Below are 26,481 nucleotides of genomic sequence, written 5' to 3'. Positions count from 1 at the left end.
CCTTACGGACACCAGGAGGACCCATGCCCGCAGCCGCCCCCACCTGGGACCCCGCCCGGTACCTCCGGCATGCCGGCCATCGCGCCCGCCCCTTCACCGACCTCCTCGCCCGCGTCCCCGACCTCCCCGGCGACCCTCCCCGCATCGCCGACCTCGGCTGCGGGCCCGGCAATGTCACCGCGCTGCTCGCCGCCCGCTGGCCCGCCGCCCGGATCACCGGCTACGACAACTCGCCCGAGATGCTCGACAAGGCCCATGTCGAGCACGAGGGGCCCACGCCGGGCGGCGGCCGTCTCGACTTCGCCCACGCCGACGCCCGCACCTGGGCACCGAGCGAACCCTGCGACCTGATCATCAGCAACGCCACCCTCCAGTGGGTGCCGGGGCACCTCGACCGGTTCGCAGACTGGGTGGCCGCGCTGGAACCCGACGGGATCTTCGCCTTCCAGGTCCCCGGGAACTTCGACGCCCCGAGCCACCGGCTCATGCGCGAACTCGCGCACGCCCCGCGCTGGCGCGACCGGCTCGACGGCACTCTGCGTCACGCCGACGCCGTCCACACCCCCGAGGCCTATCTGGAGCGGCTCACCTCGCTCGGCTGCACCGCCGACGTGTGGGAGACGACGTACATCCACCTGCTCCAGGGCGAGGACCCCGTGCTCGACTGGGTGAAGGGGACCGGCCTGCGGCCCGTGCTGACCGCCCTCGCCGAGGATCCCGAGGCGCGGGACGGCTTCCTCGCCGAGTACCGGGCCGCCCTGCGCGAGGCCTATCCGGCGGGACCGCACGGCACGCCGTTCCCGTTCCGCAGGGTGTTCGCGGTGGCGCGGAAGCAGGTGTGACCGGTGGCTACGCCGTTCGGCCCAGGTGGGTGAACAGGATGCGGATCACGTCCTCGTCGATGACGTACAGGACGCGGTAGTCGCCGACGCGGAGTCGGCGGAAGCCCGGGCCGTAAGGGGTGGAACTGGCAGGACGGGGAGTCTCGGCGAGCGCGTCGACGGCTTCGTACACGGCGGCGAGCCCGGCCGGGTCGTCCTTGAGGAAGCGTACGGCCGCGTTGGTGGCGTCCGTCTCCCAGATGATGCGGTAAGTCACGGACGCAGCCCCAGCATGCGCCCGACCTCTTCGTGCGGGACCCCCTCGCCGAGCGTGCCCTCGGCCTTGCGTCGCTGGTAGTCGGCGACGGCGAGGGCGTCTTCGAGATCCTCTATCACCTGAGGAGACACGAGCAGCGCGGCCACGTGGCCGTGGTCGGTGATGGCGATGGTCTCGCGGCTGTGGGCCGCACGCCGGACCAGGTCGCCGAGCTGGGAACGGGCAGCGCTGATCGTGATCTCAGTCATGCGCGCATGGTGCCACAAGATTAATCTCGTGGCCCATAGGTTCAACTGGCGTCAACTCTTGCGACGCCCTATCAGGTGCGGCTTGGCCTCGAGTCCGTCCAGCCCGTGCCACGCGAGGTTCACCAGGTGCGCGGCCACCTCGGCCTTCTTCGGCTTGCGTACGTCCAGCCACCACTGGCCGGTCAGGGCGACCATGCCGACCAGGGCCTGGGCGTACAGCGGGGCCAGCTTGGGGTCGAAGCCGCGGCTCTTGAACTCGCGGCCCAGGATGTCCTCCACCTGGGTGGCGATGTCCGAGATGAGGGAGGCGAAGGATCCCGTCGACTGGGGGATGGGGGAGTCACGGACCAGGATGCGGAAACCGTCCGTGTACTCCTCGATGTAGTCCAGCAGGGCGAAGGCCGCCTGCTCGCACAGTTCGCGCGGGTGGCCGGCCGTGAGCGAACTGGTGACCATCTCCAGCAGGCACCGCATCTCGCGGTCCACGACCACCGCGTATAGCCCTTCCTTGCCGCCGAAGTGCTCGTACACCACCGGCTTGGAGACCCCGGCCTTCGCCGCGATCTCCTCCACCGACGTGCCCTCGAAACCCTTGGCGGCGAAGAGCGTGCGACCGATCTCCAGCAGCTGCTGGCGGCGCTCGGCACCGGTCATCCGCGTGCGGCGCACTCGCCGCGGCTTGTCATTGCTGGGGGTGCTGCTCGAGTCGGTCGCCACAGCGACCATCATGCCGCCTTGACGGGCTCCTTCCCGTGCCGGGAGCCGCCTTCCCCGGTGTTACGCCGCGAATCGATACGCGAGCGTGACGGCCAGCGCACGTCGTACGCCCAGCCGAGCATCTCGAACCAGCGGATCAGCCGGGCGGAGGAGTCCAGCTGGCCGCGCATCACACCGTGCCGCGCGGAGGTGGGGTCGGCGTGGTGCAGGTTGTGCCAGGACTCGCCGCAGGACAGGATCGCCAGCCACCACACGTTGCCCGAGCGGTCACGCGACTTGAAGGGGCGCTTGCCCACCGCGTGGCAGATCGAGTTGATCGACCACGTCACGTGGTGCAGCAGGGCCACCCGGACGAGCGAACCCCAGAAGAACCCCGTGAACGCGCCCCACCAGGACATCGTGACCAGCCCGCCGATCAGCGCCGGGAGGGCCAGGGACACGACCGTCCACAGGACGAACTGGCGGGAGATCGCGCGGAGCGTCCTGTCCTTGATCAGGTCCGGGGCGTACTTGTCCTGCGGAGTCTGCTCCTCGTCGAACATCCATCCGATGTGCGCCCACCACAGGCCCTTCATCAGGGCCGGGAGCGACTCGCCGAACCGCCACGGCGAGTGCGGGTCGCCCTCCGCGTCGGAGAACTTGTGGTGCTTGCGGTGATCGGCCACCCAGCGGACCAGGGGACCCTCGACCGCCATGGACCCGGCGACCGCCAGCGCGATCTTCAGCGGCCGCTTGGCCTTGAAGGAGCCGTGGGTGAAGTGACGGTGGAAACCGATCGTGATGCCGTGGCACCCGAGGAAGTAGAAGAAGACCAGCAGACCGAGGTCCAGCCAGCTCACACCCCAGCCCCAGGCCAGCGGCACCGCCGCCAGCAGTGCGAGGAACGGGACGGTGATGAAGAGGAGGAGGGCGATCTGCTCGATGGACCGCTTCTGCTCGCCACCCAGCGTGGCGGTGGCTTCTTGGTCGGTTGCCTGACCGGACGCCTTCGGGGCGTTCTCGATCACGTCGGAACTACTGGTCATACGCGTCCCCTGGGGGGTATGTGGATGGAGAAGGGGTGCCGGGTCACGGGAACCCCGCACTGTTTCCTACGGTTCCGTAACCTACGGCTTCGTAAGTATGGCAGTGCGCCGCCCGGCGGCAAGAGCCCCAGAGCCTGCGCGTCCCGGCCGACACCTATCCTGGAGTCGGTCGGACAGCGCGGTCCGCTCTGATTTCTTCCCGGATGTCCGGCCCGTATGCGGCGCCCGCCGCGCGAGACGCCGTCCGGGTTCCCCTCCCAGACGAGCTTCAACACTGCAAGGAGCCGCACCTGTGAGCAGTGCCGACGACCAGACCACGACGACGAGCAGCGAGCTGCGTGCCGACATCCGCCGACTGGGTGACCTCCTCGGAGAGACCCTCGTCCGGCAGGAGGGTCCCGAGCTCCTGGAGCTCGTCGAGAAGGTCCGCCGCCTCACCCGTGAGGACGGCGAGGCCGCCGCCGAGCTGCTGCGCGGTACCGAACTCCAGACCGCGGCCAAGCTGGTCCGCGCCTTCTCCACCTACTTCCACCTGGCCAACGTCACGGAGCAGGTCCACCGCGGCCGCGAGCTGCGCGCCCGCCGCGCCGCCGAGGGCGGACTGCTCGCCCGCACGGCCGACCGGCTCAAGGACGCCGACCCCGAGCACCTGCGCGAGACGGTCCGCAACCTCAACGTCCGCCCCGTGTTCACCGCCCACCCGACCGAGGCCGCGCGCCGGTCGGTCCTGAACAAGCTCCGGCGTGTCGCCGCGCTCCTGGAGACCCCGGTCATCGAGTCCGACCGGCGCCGCCTCGACACCCGCCTGGCCGAGAACATCGACCTCGTCTGGCAGACCGACGAACTGCGCGTCGTCCGCCCCGAGCCCGCCGACGAGGCCCGCAACGCCATCTACTACCTGGACGAACTGCACGCCGGCGCCGTCGGCGACGTCCTGGAGGACCTCACCGCCGAGCTGGAGCGCGCCGGCGTCAAGCTCCCCGACGACACCCGCCCCCTCACCTTCGGCACCTGGATCGGCGGCGACCGCGACGGCAACCCCAACGTCACGCCCCAGGTGACCTGGGACGTCCTCATCCTCCAGCACGAGCACGGCATCAACGACGCCCTGGAGACGATCGACGAACTCCGCGGCTTCCTGTCCAACTCCATCCGCTACGCCGGCGCCACCGAGGAACTGCTGACCTCCCTCCAGGACGACCTGGAGAACCTCCCCGAGATCAGCCCCCGCTACAAGCGCCTCAACGCCGAGGAGCCCTACCGGCTCAAGGCCACCTGCATCCGGCAGAAGCTGGAGAACACCAAGCAGCGCCTCGCCAAGGGCACCGCGCACGTGCCGGGCCGCGACTACCTCGGCACCGGCGAGCTGATCAGCGACCTGCGGATCATCCAGACCTCCCTGCGCGAGCACCGCGGCGGCCTCTTCGCCGACGGCCGCCTCGCCCGCACCATCCGCACCCTGGCCGCCTTCGGCCTCCAGCTCGCCACCATGGACGTCCGCGAACACGCCGACGCCCACCACCACGCCCTCGGCCAGCTGTTCGACCGGCTCGGTGAGGAATCCTGGCGGTACGCGGACATGCCCCGCGACTACCGCGCCAAGCTCCTCGCCAAGGAACTGCGCTCCCGCCGCCCCCTCGCGCCCACCCCCGCACCCGTGGACGCGCCCGGCGAGAAGACCCTCGGCGTCTTCCAGACCGTCAAGAAGGCCCTGGAAGTCTTCGGACCCGAGGTCATCGAGTCGTACATCATCTCCATGTGCCAGGGCGCCGACGACGTCTTCGCCGCCGCCGTCCTCGCCCGCGAGGCCGGACTGATCGACCTGCACGCCGGCTGGGCCAAGATCGGCATCGTGCCCCTGCTGGAGACCACCGACGAGCTCAAGGCCGCCGACACCATCCTCGAGGACATGCTCTCCGACCCGTCCTACCGGCGGCTCGTCGCCCTGCGCGGAGACGTCCAGGAGGTCATGCTCGGCTACTCCGACTCCTCCAAGTTCGGCGGCATCACCACCAGCCAGTGGGAGATCCACCGCGCCCAGCGCCGCCTGCGCGACGTCGCCCACCGCTACGGCGTCCGCCTGCGCCTCTTCCACGGCCGCGGCGGCACCGTCGGCCGCGGCGGCGGCCCCACCCACGACGCCATCCTCGCCCAGCCCTGGGGCACCCTCGAAGGCGAGATCAAGGTCACCGAACAGGGCGAGGTCATCTCCGACAAGTACCTCATCCCGTCCCTGGCCCGCGAGAACCTCGAACTGACCGTCGCCGCCACCCTCCAGGCCTCCGCCCTGCACACCGCGCCCCGCCAGTCCACCGAGGCCCTCGCCCGCTGGGACGCCGCCATGGACGTCGTCTCCGACGCCGCGCACGCCGCCTACCGCCGCCTCGTCGAGGACCCCGACCTGCCGACGTACTTCCTCGCGTCGACGCCGGTGGACCAGCTCGCCGACCTGCACCTGGGCTCCCGGCCCTCCCGCCGCCCCGGCTCCGGCGTCTCACTCGACGGCCTGCGCGCCATCCCCTGGGTGTTCGGCTGGACCCAGTCCCGCCAGATCGTCCCCGGCTGGTTCGGCGTCGGCTCCGGCCTCAAGGCCCTGCGCGAGGCCGGCCTCGACACCGTCCTCGACGAGATGCACCAGCAGTGGCACTTCTTCCGCAACTTCATCTCCAACGTCGAGATGACCCTCGCCAAGACCGACCTGCGGATCGCCCAGCACTACGTCGACACCCTCGTCCCCGACGAGATCAAGCACGTCTTCGACACCATCAAGGCCGAACACGAACTGACCGTCGCCGAGGTCCTGCGCGTCACCGGCGAACAGGAGCTCCTCGACGCCGAACCCGTCCTGAAGCAGACCTTCGCCATCCGCGACGCCTACCTCGACCCCATCTCCTACCTCCAGGTCGCCCTGCTCAAGCGGCAGCGCGACGCGGCCGCCGCCGGCGAGCAGCCCGACCCGCTGCTCTCCCGCGCCCTGCTCCTCACCGTCAACGGCGTGGCAGCGGGCCTGCGCAACACCGGCTGACCCACACCCCCGACACGACCGTGCCCCCGAGCCCGTACAGGCCCGGGGGCACGATCACGTTCCACGTCAGCCGCGGCCGGCCCTCCGGCGACGGAACACCAGGAACCCACCACCCGCGACCAGCACCGCCGCCACGCCGGACAGCACGCCCACCGGCGCCCCGTTACCCGTCTCGGCGAGATCACCGTCGGCACCGCCCTGCGGCGACGGCGACGAGGACGCCGACGCACCACCGCCGGCCGGCGAGCCCGGCGACGCCGACGTCCCCGGCTCACCCGACGGCGCCTGGGACACCCCGGCGGACGGCGACGGCGAAGCCGCCCCGGACGGCGTCGAACCACCGGGCTCCTGCCCCTCCTCGCAGTCCGTCCAGAACACCTTGTGCTTGGCGGCACCCTTCTCACCGTCGAAGTTCCAGAACAGCTTGTAGTGCCCGTCGGGCAGCGACAGGTCCTCCGTACGGCCGTGGCCCTCGGCGTCCAACGTGAGCGAGCCGGACTTCACCGTCTCCCCCCTGTTCTCGCTCGGCGGGATCGCGTCGATGTGCCAGTCCACCTCCTGACCGCCGTCAAAACCGAAAGCGTCCAGGTAGAAGGTGCACACGTGCGGCTCGTTGCGGCGCAGCTCCTCGTCCGTCGAGGCGTCGTGGATCTTGACCGTGCCGTTGTCACCGGGAGGCGACGCGTGGGCGGCCGGAGCGAGCAGGAGGACCGCGGAAGCGGCGGCGGCGACAGCGCCGGCGCGCGAGAGAGTTCGCATCGAGAAGTCGTCCATCTTCGAGAAGTGACCGGGAAGATGTGGAGGGGGCGGCTCAGCATCCAGCCTCGCTGGTCAGCACGTCAATCACGAACACACAACGCTCGGCCCCCCACAGAAGAAGAGAACGCCGCAACCCCTCAGACGGTCACGAAAGCCGCCGTCAGCAACGCCACCCCCGACAACGCCAGCACCCACGCCGCCCGCGTCCGCAGCAGACCCCCCGCCACCACCACCGACGCCAGCAACAGCGCACCACCCAGCGGAATCCACGCGTACAGCACCCCGGCCGGGCCCGAGCGCACCGCGTCATCGCTGCCCGGCTTCAGGACCACCGTGTACGTCCGGCCCCTCTCCACCGCGACCGACTTCTCCAGCACCACCCTCGACCGCGGCTGCGAACCCACCGACAGCGGCGAGTACGGGCCCGTGCACGTATCCGGCCCGCACCGCGTCACCTCCACCGTGCCGCGCTCCCGGCCCTTCGTCAGCATCACGTGCTGCGCCGTACCCCACGACGCCCACACACCCGCGATCAGGATCAGCACCGCCACCGTGCCCATCGCCGCGAACCGGCCGAACCGCAGCACGGCATGAGCGCCCTGGCGAGTGGCGGCGGCAGAGGCAGGCATGGCCGGGATCATTGGCCATACCCGCACGGCCGGTCAACTCGCGTGGGTGACAAGTCAGGAGTTGTACGTGCTTTGCGCCCGCTCCAGCCCCTCGATCACCAGACACTCCACCGCGTCCGCCGCCCGGTCAACGAAGTAGTCCAACTCCTTGCGCTCCGCCGACGAGAAATCCCGCAACACGAAATCCGCCACCGGCATCCGCCCCGGCGGCCGACCGATCCCGAACCGCACCCGGTGATAATCCGCCCCGAACGCCTTCGTCATCGACTTCAACCCGTTGTGCCCGTTGTCCCCGCCGCCCAGCTTCAGCCGCAACGTCCCATAATCGATGTCCAACTCATCATGAATCGCCACCACATGGGCGACCGGCACCTTGTAGAAATCCCGCAGCGCGTTCACCGGCCCACCCGACAGATTCATGTACGACATCGGCTTCGCCACGATCACCCGCCGGCTCATCGGCCCCGGCGGCCCGATCCGCCCCTCGACGACCTGCGCCTGCGCCTTCCCGGCCCGCTTGAACCTCCCCCCGACCCGGCCCGCCAGCAGATCGGCCACCATGAAACCCACGTTGTGCCGGTTCCCCGCGTACTCCGGCCCCGGATTACCCAGCCCCACGATCAGCCAGGGAGCAGCGGCATCGGTCGTCACGTCCATGTCTCCTTCATACGCGTCGGCCGCTGCTCCGCACGGGAACAGCGGCCGACGAAACGACGACGAAGAGGATCAGGCCTCGGCGGCCTCTTCGCCCGCTTCCTCGCCCTCCGGGGCCTCCTCGGCCTGCGCGGCCAGGACCTGGAGAACCACCGTGTCCCCCTCGACGTCCAGCGTCGTGCCCTTCGGCAGCGGGATGTCCTTCGCCAGGATGGAGTCACCCGCCGTCAGACCCTCGACGGAGACCGTCACCGACTCCGGGATGTGAGTCGCCTCGGCCACCACCGGCAGCGCGTTCAGCACGTGCTCCAGCAGGTTGCCACCCGGGGCCAGCTCACCCTCGGTGTGCACGTAGATCTCGACGTTGACCTGCTCACCGCGCTTCACCAGCTGCAGGTCCACGTGCTCCAGGAAGCCCTTCAGCGGGTCACGCTGCACGGCCTTCGGAATCGCCAGCTCGTTCTGCTTGCCGTCGATGTCCAGCGCGATCAGCACGTTCGGCGTACGCAGCGCCATCAGCAGGTCGTGACCCGGCAGGGTCAGGTGCAGCGGGTCCGAACCGTGCCCGTACAGGACACCCGGAACCTTGTCTTCACGACGGATACGGCGCGCGGCACCCTTGCCGAACTCGGTGCGCGTCGCGGCGGAGATCTTCACCTCGGACATACTCACTCCTCGAAGTCAGAAACGGACGTGGTCACCCGGCCACGAACGGCCTGCTACGAAGAGCGCGTCGATAACGGACCGCCGTACAGGCTTCCTGAAGAAGCGGTACGGCCTCCCTCGCCGAGCAACTTCAGCAGTCTACTCGGCAAGGGAGGCCGCACCCAAAACGATCTACAGAACCCCGACCAGCGGCTCCTACTGCTCGTCGAACAGGCTCGTCACCGAACCGTCCTCGAACACCTCACGCACCGCACTCGCGATCGTCGGCGCGATCGACAGCACCGAGATCTTGTCCAGGTCACCGCTCAGCTCGCCCGGCGTCGGCAGCGTGTTCGTGAACACGAACTCACTCACCCGCGAGTTCTTCAGCCGATCCGCCGCCGGACCCGACAGCACACCGTGCGTCGCCGTCACGATGACGTCCTCCGCACCGTGCGCGAACAGCGCGTCCGCCGCGGCACAGATCGTCCCGCCCGTGTCGATCATGTCGTCCACCAGGACACACACGCGCCCCTTCACCTCACCCACGACCTCGTGGACGGTGACCTGGTTCGCGACGTCCTTGTCCCGACGCTTGTGCACGATCGCCAGCGGCGCACCCAGCCGGTCGCACCAGCGGTCCGCGACCCGCACCCGGCCCGCGTCCGGAGACACGACCGTCAGCTTCTCCCGGTCCACCTTCCGGCCCACGTAGTCCGCCAGCAGCGGCAGCGCGAACAGATGGTCCACCGGACCGTCGAAGAAGCCCTGGATCTGGTCCGTGTGCAGATCCACCGTCAGGATCCGGTCGGCGCCCGCGGTCTTCATCATGTCCGCGATCAGACGCGCCGAAATCGGTTCACGTCCCCGGTGCTTCTTGTCCTGCCGCGCGTAACCGTAGAACGGCACGATGACGGTGATGGAGCGGGCCGACGCACGCTTCAGCGCGTCGATCATGATCAACTGCTCCATGATCCACTTGTTGATCGGAGCCGTGTGGCTCTGGATCAGGAAGCAGTCGGCACCACGTGCCGACTCCTGATAACGCACATAGATCTCGCCGTTCGCGAAGTCGAAGGCCTTCGTCGGGACAACCCCGACACCCAACTGCTGGGCGACCTCCTCGGCAAGCTCGGGGTGGGCGCGGCCGGAGAAGAACATCAACTTCTTCTCGCCGGTCGTCTTGATCCCGGTCACAGCACTGTCTCCTCAGAGGTGTCGCAGCTGGGTGTCGAGAGACCTCTCAGCCGGCTTGCGAGAGGCCGTCTCAGCTGGTGGGGGTGCGGGTGTGCACTTATCACCGTACGCCGTGTTTGAGGCACCGGTTTCCGGTCACCCCTCCTCGGCCGACCCCCGGGAAGCCGCCTCGGCCGCCTTCGCGGCCGCGCTCCCCGGACGCTTTCGAGCCACCCAACCCTCGATATTCCGCTGCTGACCACGGGCCACGGCCAGCGAACCGGGCGGCACATCCTTGGTGATCACGGACCCGGCGGCGGTGTACGCGCCGTCCCCGACCGTGACAGGCGCCACAAACATGTTGTCCGAGCCGGTACGGCAATGCGAACCGATCGTCGTGTGGTGCTTCTCCTGGCCGTCGTAGTTCACGAACACGCTCGCGGCACCGATGTTCGTCTGCTCACCGATCGTCGCGTCCCCGACATAGGAGAGGTGAGGCACCTTCGTCCCCTCACCGATCGACGCGTTCTTCGTCTCGACGTACGTCCCGATCTTGCCCTTGGCGCCGAGCCGCGTCCCCGGACGCAGATACGCGTACGGCCCGACGCTCGCCCCGGGCCCCACCTCCGCACCCACGGCCACGGCGTTGTCGACCCGCGCACCCGCACCGACACGGGTGTCGGTCAGCCGGCAGTTGGGCCCGACCTCCGCGCCCTCACCGATGTGCGTCGACCCGTGCAGCTGCGTGCCCGGGTGCACGACGGCGTCCTGCTCGAACGTGACGGCGACGTCGATCCACGTGGTCGCCGGGTCGATGACCGTCACACCGGACAGCATGGCCTCGGTGAGCAGCCGGTCGTTGAGAATGCGACGGGCCTCGGAGAGCTGCACACGGTTGTTGATGCCGGCGATCTCGCGGTGGTCGCCCGCGACGGACGCCCCGACCCGGTGCCCGGCCTCGCGCAGGATCCCCAGGACGTCGGTCAGGTACTCCTCGCCCTGGCTGTTGTCCGTGCGCACCTTCTTCAGCGCGTCGGCGAGCAGCTGCCCGTCGAACGCGAACACCCCCGAGTTGATCTCACGGATCGACCGCTGGGCGTCGGTGGCGTCCTTGTGCTCCACGATCGCCGTCACGGCGCCCGAGTCGTCCCGCACGATCCGGCCGTAGCCGGTCGCGTCCGGCACCTCGGCGGTCAGCACGGTGACCGCGTTGCCGTCTTCCGAATGGGTGGCGGAGAGGGCCCGGAGCGTCTCGCCGGTCAGCAGGGGAGTGTCCCCGCACACGACGACGACCGTCCCGTCGACCGCCCCGCCGAGCGCCTCCAGTCCCATCCGTACGGCATGCCCCGTGCCGTTCTGCTCGGCCTGCACGGCGGTGCGGACGTCCGGGGCGATCTCGCCGAGGTGGGCGGTGACCTTCTCACGGGCGTGGCCGACCACGACGACCAGGTTCTCGGGGTGCAGCTCGCCCGCGGCGGCGAGCACGTGTCCCACGAGACTGCGGCCGCAGAGCTCGTGCAGGACCTTGGGTGTGGCCGACTTCATACGGGTGCCCTCACCCGCTGCGAGAACGACGACGGCTGCCGGGCGGTTGGCGCTCACGGGATGCCCTTCGGCTGTGGATGGGGTGGGGTGACATCCGCAGGATACCGGGGGGTTTTGTGGGGGAGATGGGTGCGGGTCCTGACTAACGGCTTGCCAGTCAGGACCCGAACCGAGCTTTGCTCCGCCGCCAGGACTCGAACCCGGACTGAGGACACCAAAAGACCCAGTGCTGCCACTTACACCACGGCGGATGGCAAGCCCAGTCAGACAGCCGTTCGCGGAGTGCGCGACTGAGCCTCCCCTACTATGCCCCACCACCAGCCTTCGATGCGACGGTATAGGTCTGCTCCGCGGCGTACATCGACACGGAGACAGCCGTAGTACCCCTCATTGGTGTTCTTCCGGTTCGTGCTGGGGCTGTGCTTCTTGAGCGTAGTCTTCAGGAGCGCAGCTCGATCGATACCCACGTGGTCGGCCCAGAACTGCTCGGCGCCCGCTACGTCGGCACTCTCGTGGACATGCACGGCGAACTTCAGACGTTCCCGTTCTACGCCGAGTAGGTCGAGCCAGGCCCGGAAGACCGTGATCATGCCAGGGTCGCTGTTCACGAAGATCACGCGTTCTTGCCGACGGTACGGCTTGCTTTTCGCGCCCTCGGCCCAATAGAGGCCCACGCCGACCAGGAACAGTTCACGATCGCTCAAGTGCTCGATCTCGCGTGTTGCCACTGCTCTGGTTCGCTGGCGTTCCTCCTCGCGTAGCCGCAGCTTGGCTTCCCAACCCCGCTTCGCGATCGCCGAGGCTTCCTCCCGGGTCCGTTGCCGCCGCTCCGGCCTCGGCAGATCCCGCCCCCACAGCGAGATCGAACTCTTGGAGCACCCCAGCTCCACTTGGATCTGGTCGTAGGTCCAACCCTGGAGCCGTAGCTCCCTGGCCCTTTCCCGGAGGTCGTCCTTCGCGTTCGGGCGCTTCGTCCACTCCGGTGGTGGCTCGCCCTCCAGCAGGCGGTTGAGGATGTCGTTGTTGTCGACGTGCAGTCGGTCGCAGATCACACCGTCTGTCGAGCCGGCGCGCGCCCAGGCAGTGCCCGTACCCGCAGTCCCTCGAAGTGGGCGTATTTGCCGGTGGCATGTGTCATAGGCATACCGTCCGGGCGGAATGGAGGGCTCCGGGATCGAACGGTGAGCGATTCAGCAGTTCGAGGGATATCGGGCCGTATCGCAGCCGAACGGTCACGGAGTGTGGTGTGGGCGAGTCCGGGAAACTCGCCGGAAAACCGGCTGGGGGCGCCCGTAGGCTGGAGGCATGACCGCGACGGGGGAAGACCATGTGACGGCCCGGGGAGGGCCGTGGTGGTGGGCCAGACGGCGTAGTGCCGTCTTCGATGTGAGTCTGGCCGTGGTGTCCGCGCTGGAGTGCGGGCTGGAGGGGATCCCCTTCGCCAGGGACGCCGGGATTCCGGCGTCGGCGGGGGTCGTGTTCGGGCTGGTGGCCGGTTCCGTGCTGCTGGTGCGGCGGCGCTGGCCGATCGCCGTCGTGCTGGTCTCGATCGCCATCACGCCGGCCGAGATGGGTTTCCTGATGGGCGTGGTCGGCCTGTACACGCTGGCCGCGGCCGAGCTGCCCCGGCGGATCATCGCCTCGCTGGCGGGGATGTCGCTGGTGGGGACGCTCATCGTGACGTTCGTGAAGACGCGGCAGGACATGGTCCGGGGGGACCTGGACCTGGGCGACTGGTTCGTGCCCTTCGCGGCGATCACGATGTCGCTGGGCTTCACGGCGCCCCCGGTGCTGCTGGGCCTGTACGTGGGGGCCCGGCGGCGTCTGATGGAGAGCCTGCGGGAGCGGGCGGACAGTCTGGAGCGGGAGCTCCAGCTGCTCGCGGAGCGGGCGGAGGAGCGGGCCGAGTGGGCCCGGAACGAGGAGCGGACCCGGATCGCCCGGGAGATGCACGACGTCGTCGCGCACCGGGTGAGTCTGATGGTCGTGCATGCCGCCGCGCTTCAGGCTGTGGCGCGGAAGGATCCTGAGAAGGCCGTCAAGAATGCCGCGCTGGTGGGGGACATGGGGCGGCAGGCGCTGACCGAGCTGCGGGAGATGCTCGGGGTGCTGCGCAGTGGCGGGGGCGAGCGGCGTGAGCGTGCCGCTTCGGTGCCGCTGGCGGCGGTGGGGGTGGCTGCCGCGGCGGCGGCTTCGCGGGCCGCTGATGACGAGGGGCCGTGTCTGGCGGAGATCGAGGAGCTGGTCGGGCAGTCGGCCGCGGCGGGGATGGTGGTCGATCTGACGGTGGAGGGGGATGCCCGGTCGTATGCGCCGGAGGTGGAGCAGACGGCGTACCGGGTGGTGCAGGAGGCGTTGACGAACGTCCACAAGCACGCGGCCGGGGCGAAGACGTATGTGCGGTTGGCGCATCGGGTGTCGGAGATCGCGATGCAGGTGGAGAACGAGCCGCCGGAGGCGGCGGCGTCGTCGGCGCGGTTGCCGTCCGGGGGGAACGGGCTGGTGGGGATGAAGGAGCGGGTTGCCGCGCTGGGTGGGGTGTTCGTGTCCGGGCCGACGGACGCGGGGGGTTTTCGGGTGTCGGCGGTGATTCCGGCGTCGTAGCCCCACGGTGGTGCCCATGTGCCGTTTGCCGTAGGGCCGGTTGCCTTTGTCGTCGTCAGCCGGTTGTCAGGCGGGTGGGTTCCGTGCCGGCGATGAGGGTGGACAGGGCCTGGTCGATGTGGGGTCCGAGGTACCAGTCGCCGGTGTGGTCGAGGGTGTAGACGCGGCCTTCGGTGTCGATGGCGAGGAGGGCCTGGTTGTCGGTTTCGGCGCCGAGGGGGCAGACCTCGGTGCCGAGGGCGCGGCCGAGGTCGCCGAGGGTGCGGGCCATGTGGAGCCCGTGCAGCGGGTCGAGGTGGAGGTTGGCGGGGGCGACCTGGCGGCCGGGGCCGGTGGGGGTGATGTGGAGTCCGCCGAACTCGGCCCAGGCCTCGACGGCCGCGGGGAAGACGGTGTGGCGGTGGCCGGCGGGTGAGACGTGGTCGCGCAGGGCGTCGGCCCAGATCTCGGCCTGCTTGATGTCCCAGCGTCCGGGTTGCCAGCCGGCGGCGCGCAGGGCGGCGTCGACTTGTACGGCGAAGCGGGTGGTGGACGTGCGGTCGGTGTGCATCTGCCCTTCGTCTCGTCGAGGTCATGGGGCGTGTGGGGCGGGCCGTGGTGCGGGGTGGTGGTGCGGCGTGGTGCTTTCGGTGTGTGTGGCGTGTCAGCCGGTCGTGGCGGCCGGGTCGACTATGCGGACGCCGAAGTGGGCGCTGAGCGCGGTGCAGGCGCGGCAGGGGGTGGCGAAGCTGCCGTGGAGGGGGTCGCCGTCCTCGCGGATGCGGCGGGCGGTGAGTTTGGCCTGCTTGAGGGCTTTGCGGGCCTCGCCGTTGGTCATGGGTTTGCGGGCGGCGCGTTTGCTGCGGGCGGCGTCGGCGGCGGTGATGTGCCGGGAGATGAGGATGGTCTCGGCGCAGCGGCCGGTGAAGCGGTCGCGCTGGGCGCTGGTGAGGGTGTCCAGGAAGTCCTGGACGAGGGGGTGCAGGGCGGGGGGTGTGTCGCCGCGGGCGGCGGTGCCGGTGAGGGTGGCGCCGCGGACGGAGAGGGCGGCGGCGACGGTGGGGAGGATGCCGTCGCGGCGGTGGTGGAGGACGGGGGCGGGGGCCGCTTCGGTGGCGCTCCAGCCGATGCGGGGGTCGCCGCCTCGCGGGTCGCCGTTTCGCGGGTCGGCGGACCTGCCGGTGTGTGGTCCCGTCTGTGTCGCGTTCATGATCGTATTCCCCTCCGTGCATCCCCCCGGGGGTCACAGACTGCCAAATGGCGTGGCTGGTGCGGAAGCTGGGGCGCGGTGACACGCCCGTACCGGGGCGTGCCGTCACGGTGGGGTGACGGCTGGTCACGGATGCGGAGGGGCCGCCGACCGGTGCCGGTGACCGGTGTCGTCGTACCGCATAGGCTGTCGGCACCGCGGGCCATGCGGTGATCCGTTCGGAGATCGATGCAGTGAACCGGAGGGTGATCCACGGGGTCGGCGGGTGCAGGGAAGCGCAGAGAAGTCGAGACGGACAGTCGAGACGGACAGACGTGACAGTCGATACGGGCCGTAGTGCGCCAAGGGTGGTCAATACGGGTCGTACAGAGTGCCGCAGGGGGCAACCGCCATGACGACAGGTCGGCTCGGGCTGGGGGCACCTCCCGGCCGCCAGGCCGGGGGACAAGCCGCGCCGCCGAACGCGGCCTACGCCGGGCAGGTCGTGCATTTCCCGGATCCGGTCCGGGCGGCGCGTCACCCGAGAGGGGTACGGGTCGACGAGCGTGGTTACCCCGACTTCTCGCCCTACGCGCGTGCGGCGGCGGAGATCGCGGAGCCGCCGGAGGGTTTCGGCGTCGACGAGTTGCGGCTGACGGACTACGTGTCGGCGAACATGGCGCTGTCGGCGTCCGGGCACGAGTTGTGGGACACGGTGCCTGCGGTGGCGACGCCGCACGGCTGGACGTGGCACCACGTGGTGGGTACGCGGCGGTTGGAGCTGGTCCCGGTCGAGGTGAAGGCGTTGCTGCGGCACCACGGTGGCGTGGCGACGTCGGGCGTCGACCAGTCCAAGCGGGGCACGCGGCCGTTGCAGGAGACGCGTCCGGCGCACTTCGGGCTGCCGAAGTCGGGCGTGGCGGTGACGGAGTCGCAGGTGCAGGGGGCTGAGGAGGACCTCGGTTACCGGTTGCCGGGTCCGTACCGGTCGTTCCTGAAGGCGGCGGGGGGTTGTGCGCCGGTGGGTGCCGCGCTGGACGCGGAGTTGGGGCTGCTGATCGACCAGCCGTTCTTCACGGTGCGGGACGAGGCGGCCGTCAACGACCTGGTGTACGTCAACAAGTGTCTGCGTGACCATCTGACGAAGGACTACCTGGGGATCGCTTTCGTCCAGGGCGGGTTGCTGGCCGTGAAGGTGAAGGGCGAGCGGATCGGTTCGGTGTGGTTCTGCGCGTACGACGACGCCCGGGACGTGGATCCCTCGCTGCCGCCGGCGGAGCGGGTGGAGCGGTTGCTGCTGCCGTGCGGGGACGACTTCGACGTCTTCCTGTCGCGGCTGGCCGGTGATCCGCCGGAGTTGGAGACGGTGGCGAACCTGATGGTGGACGGCGGGTTCGCGCGTGTGGTGCCGGTGGGTGCGGTGTCGTCCTCGGCCGTGGGGGAGTGACTTCGACGATGGTGACCTTCGCGCAGGCGCAGGAGCGCGCGGAAGAGTGGATCAACGGGGACGTGCCGTCGTACCAGCATCGTGAGGTGCGGGTGCGGGAGTTCGACCTCGGTTTCGTGGTGTGGGCCGAGGACCGGTCGGACGGGCCGCGGTCGGACGGCGGCGCGCAGCGGCTGGTGATCGCGCGGGACAGCGGTGAGGCGACGCTGTGGCCCGGGCTGCCGGTGGGTGAGGTGATCCGCCGGTACGAGGAGGAGTACGGCCGTCCGGACACGGCGGAGGAGCCGGCGCCGGCTCCCGCGGCCCGGGTGGATCTGAACCAGACGTCCTTCCTGCTGACTCCGCCGGAGTGGTTGCAGGACGCGGCGGACAAGCTTGGGATTCCGGATCGGCGCGGCGGGGCGGGTGCGGGTGCCGCGTCGGCCTCTGCTCCTGCCGGTGCTGGGGCTGGTGATTCCGCTTCCGGTGCCGCCTGGCCCGCTGCCGTGGGGAGCGAGTCGGGGAGTGACTCCGGGGTGGGAGCGGAGGCGCCGGGTGCGCCTGCCGGGGCCACGCCCTGGGCCGGTACGGACACCAACGGCGATGCCGGTGACGACCGTTCCGTACCGCTGCCCGCGACGGTCTTCGCGCCGCCGCTGGGCGAGTCCGACGGTGACACGCCGCCGCCGGTGACGCCCGATGCCAAGACGGCGCTGATGTCGGGCGGCAGCCGGCTTCCTCCGACGGCGGTCTCACCGGCGATCGACGATCCGGGCGCGCAGGGTGGTGCGGGGGCGGGTGCTGCTCCGGCTGCCGGTGTGCCGGGTACGCCGTCCGGTGGTGTGCCGCACGGCAGTACGCCTCCGCCTGTGCCGGGCGGGCAGCCGTACGGGTATCCGCAGGGGGCCGACGGTGGGTCTGCGGGTTCTGCGGGGGGCGCGGCGGCTTCCGGGCCCGCGGGTCCCGCGGGTGTGCCGCAGCCGCCGGCCGGGCCGGGCGATTCTGAGCGGCCGCTCGCGCCGAACGCCGGGGACATCGCCGAAGCCGCGACCGGCAAGACGACTCCGCCGCCGGGCCGTGGGCGGGGTGCGGGTCCGACGACGCCGCCTCCGCCGGGCGCCCCCGGGGCTCCGGGTGCGCGGCCGGGCGGTACGCCTCCGCCGTCGGGGCCCGGGGCGCCTGGTACTCCGGCGGGTGGTTACGTGCCTACGCAGCTCGTGTCGGCGCTCGGGCCGGAGGGGCCCGGGGGCCCTGGAGGCCCGGGAGGGCCCGGCAGCGAGGGCGCGGGTGCGCCGCTGCCTCCGCAGCAGCCGCCGGGTCCTCCTGGCGCGCCGAACCCGCCTGGCGCGCCGAACCCGCCCGGTGCGCCACAGCCTCCGGGCGCTCCGAACCCGCCCGGTGCCCCTGGTGGTACGCCGCCGGGCGGTGTCCACCATGCCGCGACGATGCTTGCCGATCCCGGTCGGGTGGGTCCGGGTGCGCCGCCGCCTCCGGCTCCTCCGGGCGCGCCTGGTGCACCTGGTGCGCCTGGGACCCCCCAGCCACCTGGTGCGCCGGGTGCCCCTGGCGCCCCGGGTGCTCCCGGCGGCCCCGGTCCCGTGCACCACGCGGAGACCATGCTGGCCAGGCCGCCGGCGGGTGGCCCCGGCGTGCCTCCCCCGCCGCAGGCCCCCGGCGCACCACCCGCTGCCCCGGGCGCTCCTGGCGCGCCCGGTGCGCCGCCGGTGCCACCGCCAGGCGCCATGCCGGGTGCGATGCCGCCCGGTGGGATGCCGCCCGGCGCCATGCCCCCGGGTGGGATGCCGCCCGGCGCGATGCCGCCGCCCGGTCAGCCCGCTCCCGGGCAGCCGCCGGCGTACGGCTATCCGCAGCAGCCCGCCGGGCAGCCGACGGTCGGCCCCGGCTACCAGGCCGTGCTGCGCTACCGCGCGCAGGACGGTTCCGAGCAGCAGCTGATCCGGCGTTCGGCGCCGGGTACGCCGCATCCGGAGTGGCAGATCTTCCACGAGCTGCGGGCCATGAACGTGCCGCCGGACCAGGTGCTGGAGCTCCACACCGAGCTGGAGTCGTGCGAGCTGCCGGGTGCGTACTGCGCGCGGATGATCCGGGAGCAGTGGCCGCAGGCGCGGATCACGAGCATCGCGCCGTACGGTACGGACCACGCGAGCCGGCAGCAGGGCATGCAGCAACTGCTGGCTCACCAGGGTGAGTTGCACCAGGTGGCGGACGGCCCGGCGCGGCCGGCTCCGGTGCGGGCGCCGTTGCCGCCGGTGCAGGCGGTGCCGCCGATTCCGCCGGAGGGCATCGCGCAGGAGCTGGGTGCCGCGTTCGGGCCGGGGGTGTTCCGGTTCGAGCAGGCCGCCGTGTCCCGGCAGGGCGTGCCGCCGGTCGTGGCGCACACGCTGGTGGCGGCGGGCCTGCCGATGGACATGGGCCCCTTCTTCTGGGCGCAGGCGCAGCCTGGCCGGCCCGTGCCGACGCTGGCGGAGCTGGCGGCCGAGCGCGGTGTGCAGCCGGCCCCGGACGCGGGCTCCTACCTGGTGATGGGCAGCGACTTCGGCAAGGCGATCTGCGTGCAGTACGGCACGGCCAACATCGTCGCCGTGCCGGTGGAGGCGGGGCCGGGCGGGGCGCCCGTACCGCCGCAGTTCGTGAACACCGGGCTGCCGGAGTTCGCGCGCTGCCTGGCGCTGCTCGGGCGGATGTGGCGGCTGCGGTTCGGGCTGAACCAGGAGCAGGCGGGCCGGTGGACCGTCGACTTCCAGGCGCAGTTGGCCGCGCTCGACCCGGCGGCGCTCGGGTCGCCGGAGAGCTGGTGGTCGGTGCTGCTGGAGCAGATGTGGGACGGGCTGCTGTGACGCGCCGCCGCTGATGTGTCCCGATGAGCCGGGTCGGGTCGGTCGCAGGACCGCCGGGCCCGGCTTTTTCGTGCCGGGCTGTCACATCTTCCTTCGCCGTTCCGTCAGTGCGGTGACAGCGATTCACCGCCGACGCAGGAGGCAGAGATCATGCAGGCACGGATGACCAACCCGGCGTACGTCCTTCCCGGCGCGATGAAGGGCATCGGCACGCTCTTCCAGGCGATCGGGGAGGGAGGCCTTCGGCAGGACGTGGCGGAGATCGTCGGGCTGCGGGCCAGTCAGATCAACGGCTGCGGTGCCTGTGTGCACGGGCACACCGCCAATCTCCGCAAGGCCGGGGTGAGCGAGGAGCGCATCGGGGCCGTGGCGGCCTGGCGGCACGCGCCGTTCTTCTCGGACGCCGAGCGCGCCGCGCTGAAGCTGACGGAGGCGACGACGCGGCTCCCGGATCTGTCGGAGGAGTCGGTTCCGGACGCGCTGTGGGACGAGGTGGCCGACCACTTCGACGAGAAGGAGATCTCCGCGCTGATCCTGACCGTCTCGGTCACGAACATGTTCAACCGCATCAACACGACCATCAAGGAGCCCGCGGGCACCACGTGGGGCTGACGGCCGTACGGCCGGGCCGGGGCCCGTGACCTCTGTGCGGAGTGTCGCGTTATGAACACTTCTGCCTGATCCACCAAGATGTGCGCGAAATCTTCCCGTTTCGTGCTCGATCGCGCGTCGGCGTGGTGGAGAGGGGCCCCAGCATGAGCAGCGCATCGGCGTCCCCGCACGGCTTCCAGGCCGTGCGGGGACGCGGTTACCGTCCCGAGCAGGTCGACGAGTACGCCGAGGCCCTCTCCGAGGCCCGTGACGCGGCCTGGGAGAGGGCCGCCCGGCTGACGGTGCTCGCCCGGCAGATGGACGCGGAACTGGAACGGCTGCGGGAGGCCGTCGCGAACCTGGTCCCGCAGACCTACGAGTCGCTCGGGGAGCGGGCGCAGCGGCTCTTGGAACTCGGCCGGGAGGAAGCGGCGGCCGTGCGGGAGGAGGCGCGGGGTGAGGCGCGGCACCTGGTGGACGGGGCGTGCGCGTCCGCGACCGGCGTGCGCGAGTCCGCGCAGGAGTACGCCGATGCCGTACGCGCCGACGCCGACGAACGCGCCCGGCAGCGGCTGCTGGCGGCGCACGCCGAGGCCGACGAGATCCGGGCCGCGGCCGAGTGTGAGGCGAAGGAGCAGCGGGGCGAGGCGCTGGCCGCGTTGCGGGAGATGCGGCAGCGCACCTCCGGGATGCTGGCCGAGCAGGCGAAGGAACACGCCGAGCGGTGGGCGGAGCTGGACGAGGAGGACGCCGCCCGGGCCGTCGTGCTGGACGCCCACCACGCGGAAGCGGTGGCACGCGCCGAGGACGCGCTGACCGAGGCCGAGCAGGCCTTCGCCGACGCCGACGACTCCGCGCGGCAGCAGCAGGAGGAAGCAGCCGCGCGCGCCGAGGAGCTGCTCGCCGAGGCCCGCGGCCACGCGCAGTCCGTCGAACGGGAGACGCAACGAGTGCTGCGCGAACACGCCGAGCGCGCGGACGACGTACGGGCACACATCGACCGCGTACACGCCAGCCTGACGGCGTGGGCGGGGAGGGCGAGGACGGAGTGAGGCGTGGCCTGCGGTGTGGGCGGGGCGGGTGACGGCGGGGGTGCCGTCGGGCGCCGCGCGTCGGCGCGTCGTCCGCCCGTCGGCGCCGCCGCGGGCCACGGACCGATGGCTGGGTGTCGGCGCCGCCGGTCATCGGCTGACCAGGGTGCGGTGTGGTCGCCTGTCGGCGACTGGCTGCTGCTTCTGAGGCCGATGGGGCGTCGTAGTCGATCAACCAGGGCGCGGTGCCGACGCCACCGGCCGAGCCGCACGCGGTGCCGACGCTGCTGCCGGCCGCCTGCCCGCGGCGTCAGCGATTCCTGCGCACCGCGCCTGCCAGGATCCAGCTCTCCACCGCCTCGTACTCGTGGCGTTGTTCCTCCGACTTGCGGCGGCCCGAGGCCAGCGTGCCCAGCCAGCCGCAGGCGAAGCCCAGGGGGATGGAGAGCAGGCCCGTGGTGGTGAACGGGAACCAGTTGAAGTCGGCGTCGGGGAAGGCGGAGACGGGCGAGCCGGAGACCAGGTTGGTGCCCGGCATCAGCAGCAGGACCGCCAGCGAGCCGCCGATGAGGGTGCTGAGCAGGCCCGTCCGGGTGTAGCGGCGCCAGAAGAGGCTGTAGACCAGTGCGGGCGCGATGGCCGAGGCGCCCAGGCAGAAGGACAGCGTCACCAGGGGTTGCAGGCTGCGATGCTGGACGAGCGTGGCCAGCAGGATCGCCGGGATGCCCACCGCCAGCGCCGAGAGGCGGGCCAGCGCCATCTCGCGGCGCGGTGACATCTCCCGCACCCGGGCCGCGAACACGTCGTGCGCGAGGGAGTTGGCGCAGGCGAGGATCATCCCGGCGACCGAGGCGAGCAGCGTGAGGAAGACCGCTGTGGTGACGGTCGTGAACAGGAACGTCTCCGCCGTCGACACGTCGGAGCCGAACGCCGCCTGGGAGCCCAGCAGATAGGCCGTGTTGCCCTGCGGGTCCACCTGCGCGATCAGCGCCCGCCCGACCAGCGCCGTCGCGCCGAACCCGACGACCGTGATGACGAGCACGAACAGTGCCACGCCCGACACCGCCCAGGACATCGACCTCCGCACCTGCCGGGCACTGGAGGCCGTGTACATGCGCATGGTGACGTGCGGCAGTACGCCGCCCCCGAGGACGACCGTCAGTTGCGCGGTGATCATGTCCAGGTCGGGGCTGGGGCCGCTCGCGAACTGGAGCCCCGAGGACAGGAACGCCGAGCCCACACCGCTCTTGGCGGCGGCCGCGTTGAACAGGGCCCCCGGATCCCAGTCGAACCGGTGCAGGATCAGCACCGCCACCACCGTGCCCGAGCCGAGCAGCATCACGATCTTCAGGATCTGGATGAGGGCGGTGCCCTTCATCCCGCCGATCGCCGCGTAACTGATCATCAGCGCGCCCACGCCGATGATGCAGCCCGTCTGCAACGACTCCCCGGAGAAGCCGAGGATGAACGCCATCAGCTGCCCGGTCCCCGCCAACTGCACCAGCATCAGCGGCAGCAGCGCCGCCAGGGTCACCGCACAGGCCGCGATACGGACACCGCGTCCCGGCATACGGCGGGCCAACGCGTCACCCATGGTGAACCGGCCCGCGTTGCGCAGCGGTTCGGCGAGCAGGAACATCAGCAGCATCAGGGACAGCGCCGTACTGAGGGCCAGGACGGTCCCGTCGTAGCCGAACAGGGCGATCACACCGCCCGTGCCGAGGACGGTCGCGGCGGAGATGTAGTCCCCGGCGATCGCCAGGCCGTTGCGCATGGGGGACAGGGAGCTGTAGCCGGTGTAGAACTCGTCGAGGTCGTCCCGGTCCGGGCCCGTCATCACGCACAGCAGCAGCGTGATCGTGGCCACCGATGTGAAGCCCACGAGCGACATCGCCTGGGCGTTGCCGCTGAACTCTGTGGTCACCGTGTTCCCTCCCGCCTGGCGTCCAGTTCGGCCTGCTTGCGTATCCGGTCCGCGATCGGGTCGACGCGGCGGCGGGCCGTCTGCTCGTACAGGACGATCGCCAGCCAGGTCACGGGGACCTGGACGAGCGCGAGCAGCAGACCGGTGGGCAGGCCGTCGGTGACCGTGCTCGTCATGAACGACGGTGCGAACGCCGACAGGACCAGGAACAGGACGAAGTAGCCGAGCGCCGTGAGCGTGGCCACGCGCCGCTGCCAGCGGTAGGCGCTGCGCAGCAGCCGCAGGTCGCTGTGGTGCCCGAGCGCGGTGTGGCGCTGAGGGCGCCGCCCGGCCGGTTCGGGCGGCTCGGGCGGCTGCTGCGGCAGCCAGGGGTAGGCGTCGTAGGAGGGGGAGGAATCCGGCGGTCGATACGGGTAGGACGGTGGCGGCGGGTCGTAGGACATCCCGTTGCTCCTTGCGCGGGTTGGATCCGGTGCGGCGGACCGCAGGGAGTTGGGGGGCGAGCCACGCACGTTACTTCGCGGTACCGGGTGTACGCGAGGGTTTCGCCAAACTGATCGGTCGGTACGCGCTTACTACGCTGACCTCGGGTGTTACCCGCATTAACCCGGATTTCGGGCGGGTCGGTGGACGGCGCGTCGTCACAGGTGGCGGCGTTCGAAGCGGACTCCGGGGCGGCCGCCCACGGTGGTGTCCTCGACGCGGGTGAAGCCGTTGCGGGCCAGGACGGTCATGGAGGCCAGGTTGTCCAGGGTGGTCCGCGCGGTGAGGGACGTCAGCCCGTAGTCGGAGGCGGCCAGACGGCACACCTGCGCGACGGCCGCCGTCGCCACGCCCCGGCCCGCGGCCCGTTCGCCTATCCGGTAGCCGAGTTCGGCGCAGCCGTCCGCCAGGTCGAGCAGGTTCACCCGGCCGACCAGGTTCCCCGCCTCGTCCAGGACGACATGGAAGCGGCACACGCCCGCGTGCTGCTCGGCGAGGAGCGCCCGCAGGTTTTCGGCGAACCCCTCCGCGGTGAAGTAGGCGTCCCCGCGGTCCGGCACCGTGCGCGCGAAGTACGCCCGGTTCTCCCGCTCGAAGACCATCAGGGCGTCCGCGTGATCGGCCCGGAGCCGTTCCAAGGTCAGCATGGGCGGGAGGATACGTACGGTCAGTCCCCGAGCACCGGGAATTTCCGGGGCGCGAGGAAGAGCAGCACCAGGAACGCCAGTGCCGCCGCGCAGGACGCGCCCAGGTAGACCGCGTGCACCGCGTCGGAGATCGCCCGCCGGGTCGCCTCCGGCGCGATGCCCGAGTCGAGGGCCCGGGTCACCGAGTCGAGGTCGCCCGCACCGCCGAGCCGGGCGGCCAGCACCCCGTTGGCGACCGCGCCGAAGACCGCCGCGCCGATCGTCTGGCCGGTCTGGCGGCAGAACAGCACGGACGCGGTGGTCGTGCCGCGCTCCGCCCATCCCACCGTCGACTGCACACCGACGATCAGCGGCAACTGGAACAGTCCCAGCGCGGCGCCGAGCAGCAGCATCAGCAGGGTCGGCTGCCAGGCCTGTCCCGGGTACGGCAGGAACGGGAACGCGAACAGGATCAGCGCGGCCGCTCCGATGCCCAGCATCGCGGTGTTGCGGAAGCCGATCCTGCGGTACACGTGCTGGCTCAGCGCCGCCGACACGGGCCAGCTCAACGTCCATACCGAGAGCACGAATCCGGCGGCCACGGGCGCGAGGCCCAGCACCGACTGGGCGTACGTGGGCAGGAACACCGTCGGCGCCACCATCAGCAGGCCCAGCGCGCCCAGGGCCAGATTGACCGCGGCGATCGTACGGCGCCGCCACACCCAGCCCGGGATGATCGGCTCCGCGGCCCGGCGCTCCACCACCACCACGACAGCGACCAGGGCAAGTCCCGTACCGAACAGGGCGAGTGAGGGCGCCGACAGCCACGGCCACGCCACCCCGCCCTGCACCAGGGCCGTGAGCAGCACGCCGCCGCAGGCGAACACCGCGAGGGCGCCGGCCCAGTCCACGCGCGCGTGCGTGCCCGTTTCGCGCTCCGGCTCGTGGAGGTGACGGACGATCAGCCACAGCGCGACCGCGCCGATCGGCAGATTCACCAGGAAGATCCAGCGCCAGTCCGCGTAGGCGGCGAGCACACCGCCGAGACCCGGGCCTGCGACCGCCGAGACCGCCCACACCGTGGACAGCTTCGACTGGATCTTGGGACGGTCCTTCAGCGGGTAGAGGTCGGCGGCGAGCGTCTGCACGGTGCCCTGGAGCGCGCCGCCGCCCAGCCCCTGCACGATGCGAAAGGCGATGAGCGCCCCCATGTTCCAGGCCAGCGCGCACAGCAGGGAGCCGACGAGGAACACCACCGAGCCCGCGACGAGGACCGGTTTGCGGCCGAAGGTGTCGGAGAGCTTGCCGTAGACGGGCAGGGTGACGGTCACGGCCAGCAGGTAGCCGGAGAACAGCCAGGAGAAGACGGAGAAACCGCCGAGGTCCCCGACGATCTGCGGGACGGCGGTCGAGACGATGGTGGCGTCGAGCGCCGCCAGCGCCATGGAGAGCATCAGGGCGGCTACGACGGCACCTCTCCGGCCGGTCGTGGCGGGACGTGCGGTCTCACGTGCCGCGGAACTGGTGCCGCCCACCCGGGTTCCTCCCCCTGCTGTCTGCCTGCCCCTTGCACCTACCTGCCGTCCGACAGCTTCCCACTTGACCCTGACGTCGCGGGAGGGTGGAGCCTGGCTGGGCCGAGGGGTGGAACCAACCCTGAGGTGCCCTCCACCCTTCGGTGGACTGCCCCTAGGGGTACCTCCGTACTACGACCTGGGGAGGGTTCGTACCGGCGGAGGACGAGACGCCCATGTGCCGGTCCTTAACCTGGCTTTACGCCGCCGGGGGGCGGTTTTGCACACCAGCGGGGGTGGGGTTTTCCCCAGGAAAAGACTGCGCTGAACACCAGGGCGCGGGACCCCTCCCCGCCGCGAGACTGAGGCACGTCACCATCTGCTGACCGACATAGGAGACATACCGTGACATCGGCTGTGACCATTCCCAGGCACGGGGGTACTGGAGGGCGTACGGCCGTTGCCGCGCGGGCGCGGCAGGTCGTGAAGGCGTACGGGACCGGTGAGACCCGCGTCGTCGCCCTCGACCACGTCGACGTGGACATCGCACGCGGCCAGTTCACCGCGATCATGGGCCCCTCGGGGTCCGGCAAGTCCACGCTCATGCACTGCCTGGCCGGGCTCGACACCGTCACCGGCGGGCAGATCTACCTCGACGAGACCGAGATCACCGGCCTGAAGGACAAGAAGCTCACGCAACTGCGCCGGGACCGGATCGGGTTCATCTTCCAGGCG

The 26,481-nt window shown here is 70.9% G+C and carries 24 protein-coding genes, 1 tRNA gene and 1 pseudogene; 8 read left to right on the top strand and 18 right to left on the bottom strand.

What is annotated here, in order from left to right:
* The first annotated feature begins 23 nt into the window (after positions 1-23).
* A complete protein-coding gene (locus GTY47_RS10160) occupies positions 24-842 on the top strand; it encodes a trans-aconitate 2-methyltransferase (RefSeq protein ID WP_010035220.1) in 819 nt (272 codons plus the stop codon).
* A 7-nt stretch (positions 843-849) separates the two neighbouring features.
* Here the strand turns inward: GTY47_RS10160 and GTY47_RS10155 are convergent, their stop codons facing one another.
* From GTY47_RS10155 to GTY47_RS10140, 4 genes are read right to left on the bottom strand one after another with little or no spacing between them, the layout of a single operon-like run.
* Positions 850-1,098 carry a type II toxin-antitoxin system RelE/ParE family toxin gene (locus GTY47_RS10155; RefSeq protein WP_010035219.1) on the bottom strand — a complete coding sequence of 83 codons (249 nt, stop codon included), beginning with the start codon at positions 1,096-1,098 and terminating at the stop codon, positions 850-852.
* The gene (locus tag GTY47_RS10150; protein ID WP_010035217.1) at positions 1,095-1,346 is read right to left on the bottom strand and encodes a type II toxin-antitoxin system Phd/YefM family antitoxin; all 252 of its coding nucleotides are present in this window, start codon (positions 1,344-1,346) and stop codon (positions 1,095-1,097) included. Before GTY47_RS10150 ends, GTY47_RS10155 begins: the two co-directional genes overlap by 4 nt.
* 51 nt (positions 1,347-1,397) lie before the next feature.
* On the bottom strand, positions 1,398-2,075 hold the full coding sequence (locus GTY47_RS10145) for a TetR/AcrR family transcriptional regulator (protein ID WP_029180844.1): 678 nt from the start codon (positions 2,073-2,075) through the stop codon (positions 1,398-1,400).
* Positions 2,072-3,088, bottom strand: coding sequence for a fatty acid desaturase (locus GTY47_RS10140; RefSeq protein WP_029180843.1), 1,017 nt, complete (start codon positions 3,086-3,088; stop codon positions 2,072-2,074). Before GTY47_RS10140 ends, GTY47_RS10145 begins: the two co-directional genes overlap by 4 nt.
* 292 nt (positions 3,089-3,380) lie before the next feature.
* Here GTY47_RS10140 and ppc point away from each other — a divergent pair, with 292 nt between their 5' ends.
* On the top strand, positions 3,381-6,113 hold the full coding sequence (gene ppc, locus GTY47_RS10135; protein ID WP_010035211.1) for a phosphoenolpyruvate carboxylase: 2,733 nt from the start codon (positions 3,381-3,383) through the stop codon (positions 6,111-6,113).
* 66 nt (positions 6,114-6,179) lie between these two features.
* Here the strand turns inward: ppc and GTY47_RS10130 are convergent, their stop codons facing one another.
* From GTY47_RS10130 to GTY47_RS10095, 8 genes and pseudogenes are all read right to left on the bottom strand, one after another.
* A complete protein-coding gene (locus tag GTY47_RS10130) occupies positions 6,180-6,872 on the bottom strand; it encodes an LPXTG cell wall anchor domain-containing protein (protein ID WP_010035207.1) in 693 nt (230 codons plus the stop codon).
* A 137-nt stretch (positions 6,873-7,009) separates the two neighbouring features.
* Entirely contained in the window at positions 7,010-7,513 is a 504-nt protein-coding gene (locus tag GTY47_RS10125; protein WP_029180842.1) for a hypothetical protein, read from the bottom strand.
* A 42-nt stretch (positions 7,514-7,555) separates the two neighbouring features.
* Entirely contained in the window at positions 7,556-8,158 is a 603-nt protein-coding gene (gene pth / locus GTY47_RS10120) for an aminoacyl-tRNA hydrolase (protein WP_010035202.1), read from the bottom strand.
* 69 nt (positions 8,159-8,227) lie between these two features.
* The gene (locus tag GTY47_RS10115; RefSeq protein WP_010035199.1) at positions 8,228-8,821 is read right to left on the bottom strand and encodes a 50S ribosomal protein L25/general stress protein Ctc; all 594 of its coding nucleotides are present in this window, start codon (positions 8,819-8,821) and stop codon (positions 8,228-8,230) included.
* Positions 8,822-9,016: 195 nt separating this feature from the next.
* Complete coding sequence (locus tag GTY47_RS10110; RefSeq protein WP_010035195.1) at positions 9,017-9,997, bottom strand: ribose-phosphate diphosphokinase; 981 nt, start codon at positions 9,995-9,997, stop codon at positions 9,017-9,019.
* 135 nt (positions 9,998-10,132) lie between these two features.
* Positions 10,133-11,578, bottom strand: coding sequence for a bifunctional UDP-N-acetylglucosamine diphosphorylase/glucosamine-1-phosphate N-acetyltransferase GlmU (gene glmU, locus GTY47_RS10105; RefSeq protein ID WP_010035193.1), 1,446 nt, complete (start codon positions 11,576-11,578; stop codon positions 10,133-10,135).
* A gap of 122 nt (positions 11,579-11,700) precedes the next feature.
* Positions 11,701-11,772 (bottom strand) — tRNA-Gln (locus tag GTY47_RS10100).
* A 12-nt stretch (positions 11,773-11,784) separates the two neighbouring features.
* A pseudogene (locus GTY47_RS10095) lies at positions 11,785-12,659 on the bottom strand (hypothetical protein).
* A gap of 167 nt (positions 12,660-12,826) precedes the next feature.
* Between GTY47_RS10095 and GTY47_RS10090 the strand changes: the two are divergent.
* On the top strand, positions 12,827-14,125 hold the full coding sequence (locus GTY47_RS10090) for a histidine kinase (RefSeq protein WP_010035189.1): 1,299 nt from the start codon (positions 12,827-12,829) through the stop codon (positions 14,123-14,125).
* Positions 14,126-14,180: 55 nt separating this feature from the next.
* Here the strand turns inward: GTY47_RS10090 and GTY47_RS10085 are convergent, their stop codons facing one another.
* Positions 14,181-14,675: an SUKH-3 domain-containing protein gene (locus tag GTY47_RS10085; RefSeq protein ID WP_010035188.1), complete on the bottom strand. Its 495-nt coding sequence runs from the start codon at positions 14,673-14,675 to the stop codon at positions 14,181-14,183.
* Positions 14,676-14,768: 93 nt separating this feature from the next.
* Positions 14,769-15,314 (bottom strand): YwqJ-related putative deaminase, encoded by a 546-nt coding sequence (locus GTY47_RS10080; protein ID WP_010035187.1) that lies wholly within the window; start codon positions 15,312-15,314, stop codon positions 14,769-14,771.
* A 391-nt stretch (positions 15,315-15,705) separates the two neighbouring features.
* On the opposite strand from GTY47_RS10080, the gene GTY47_RS10075 reads away from it, so the two are divergent.
* The 4 genes from GTY47_RS10075 (at position 15,706) to GTY47_RS10060 (ending at position 21,220) form a co-directional block, all read left to right on the top strand.
* Complete coding sequence (locus GTY47_RS10075) at positions 15,706-16,740, top strand: SMI1/KNR4 family protein (protein WP_029180840.1); 1,035 nt, start codon at positions 15,706-15,708, stop codon at positions 16,738-16,740.
* A gap of 8 nt (positions 16,741-16,748) precedes the next feature.
* The gene (locus GTY47_RS10070; RefSeq protein ID WP_078602752.1) at positions 16,749-19,577 is read left to right on the top strand and encodes an SUKH-4 family immunity protein; all 2,829 of its coding nucleotides are present in this window, start codon (positions 16,749-16,751) and stop codon (positions 19,575-19,577) included.
* Between the two features lie 150 nt (positions 19,578-19,727).
* A complete protein-coding gene (locus GTY47_RS10065) occupies positions 19,728-20,189 on the top strand; it encodes a carboxymuconolactone decarboxylase family protein (RefSeq protein WP_010035180.1) in 462 nt (153 codons plus the stop codon).
* Between the two features lie 143 nt (positions 20,190-20,332).
* The gene (locus GTY47_RS10060; protein WP_010035179.1) at positions 20,333-21,220 is read left to right on the top strand and encodes a hypothetical protein; all 888 of its coding nucleotides are present in this window, start codon (positions 20,333-20,335) and stop codon (positions 21,218-21,220) included.
* A 289-nt stretch (positions 21,221-21,509) separates the two neighbouring features.
* Here the strand turns inward: GTY47_RS10060 and GTY47_RS10055 are convergent, their stop codons facing one another.
* From GTY47_RS10055 to GTY47_RS10040, 4 genes are all read right to left on the bottom strand, one after another.
* On the bottom strand, positions 21,510-23,123 hold the full coding sequence (locus GTY47_RS10055; RefSeq protein ID WP_010035172.1) for a cation acetate symporter: 1,614 nt from the start codon (positions 23,121-23,123) through the stop codon (positions 21,510-21,512).
* The gene (locus tag GTY47_RS10050) at positions 23,120-23,566 is read right to left on the bottom strand and encodes a DUF485 domain-containing protein (protein ID WP_010035163.1); all 447 of its coding nucleotides are present in this window, start codon (positions 23,564-23,566) and stop codon (positions 23,120-23,122) included. Before GTY47_RS10050 ends, GTY47_RS10055 begins: the two co-directional genes overlap by 4 nt.
* A 198-nt stretch (positions 23,567-23,764) precedes the next feature.
* Positions 23,765-24,253: a GNAT family N-acetyltransferase gene (locus tag GTY47_RS10045; protein ID WP_010035162.1), complete on the bottom strand. Its 489-nt coding sequence runs from the start codon at positions 24,251-24,253 to the stop codon at positions 23,765-23,767.
* A gap of 20 nt (positions 24,254-24,273) precedes the next feature.
* Positions 24,274-25,767: an MFS transporter gene (locus tag GTY47_RS10040; protein ID WP_010035160.1), complete on the bottom strand. Its 1,494-nt coding sequence runs from the start codon at positions 25,765-25,767 to the stop codon at positions 24,274-24,276.
* Positions 25,768-26,151: 384 nt separating this feature from the next.
* Here GTY47_RS10040 and GTY47_RS10035 point away from each other — a divergent pair.
* A partial coding sequence (locus GTY47_RS10035) for an ATP-binding cassette domain-containing protein (protein WP_040902622.1) occupies positions 26,152-26,481 on the top strand: 330 nt, incomplete at its 3' end.

This window comes from Streptomyces sp. SID5464 (assembly GCF_009862985.1).
GTDB lineage: Bacteria > Actinomycetota > Actinomycetes > Streptomycetales > Streptomycetaceae > Streptomyces > Streptomyces chartreusis_D.
Note: the sequence above shows the minus strand (reverse complement) of the source record. Positions and strands in the feature narration are given on the sequence as shown.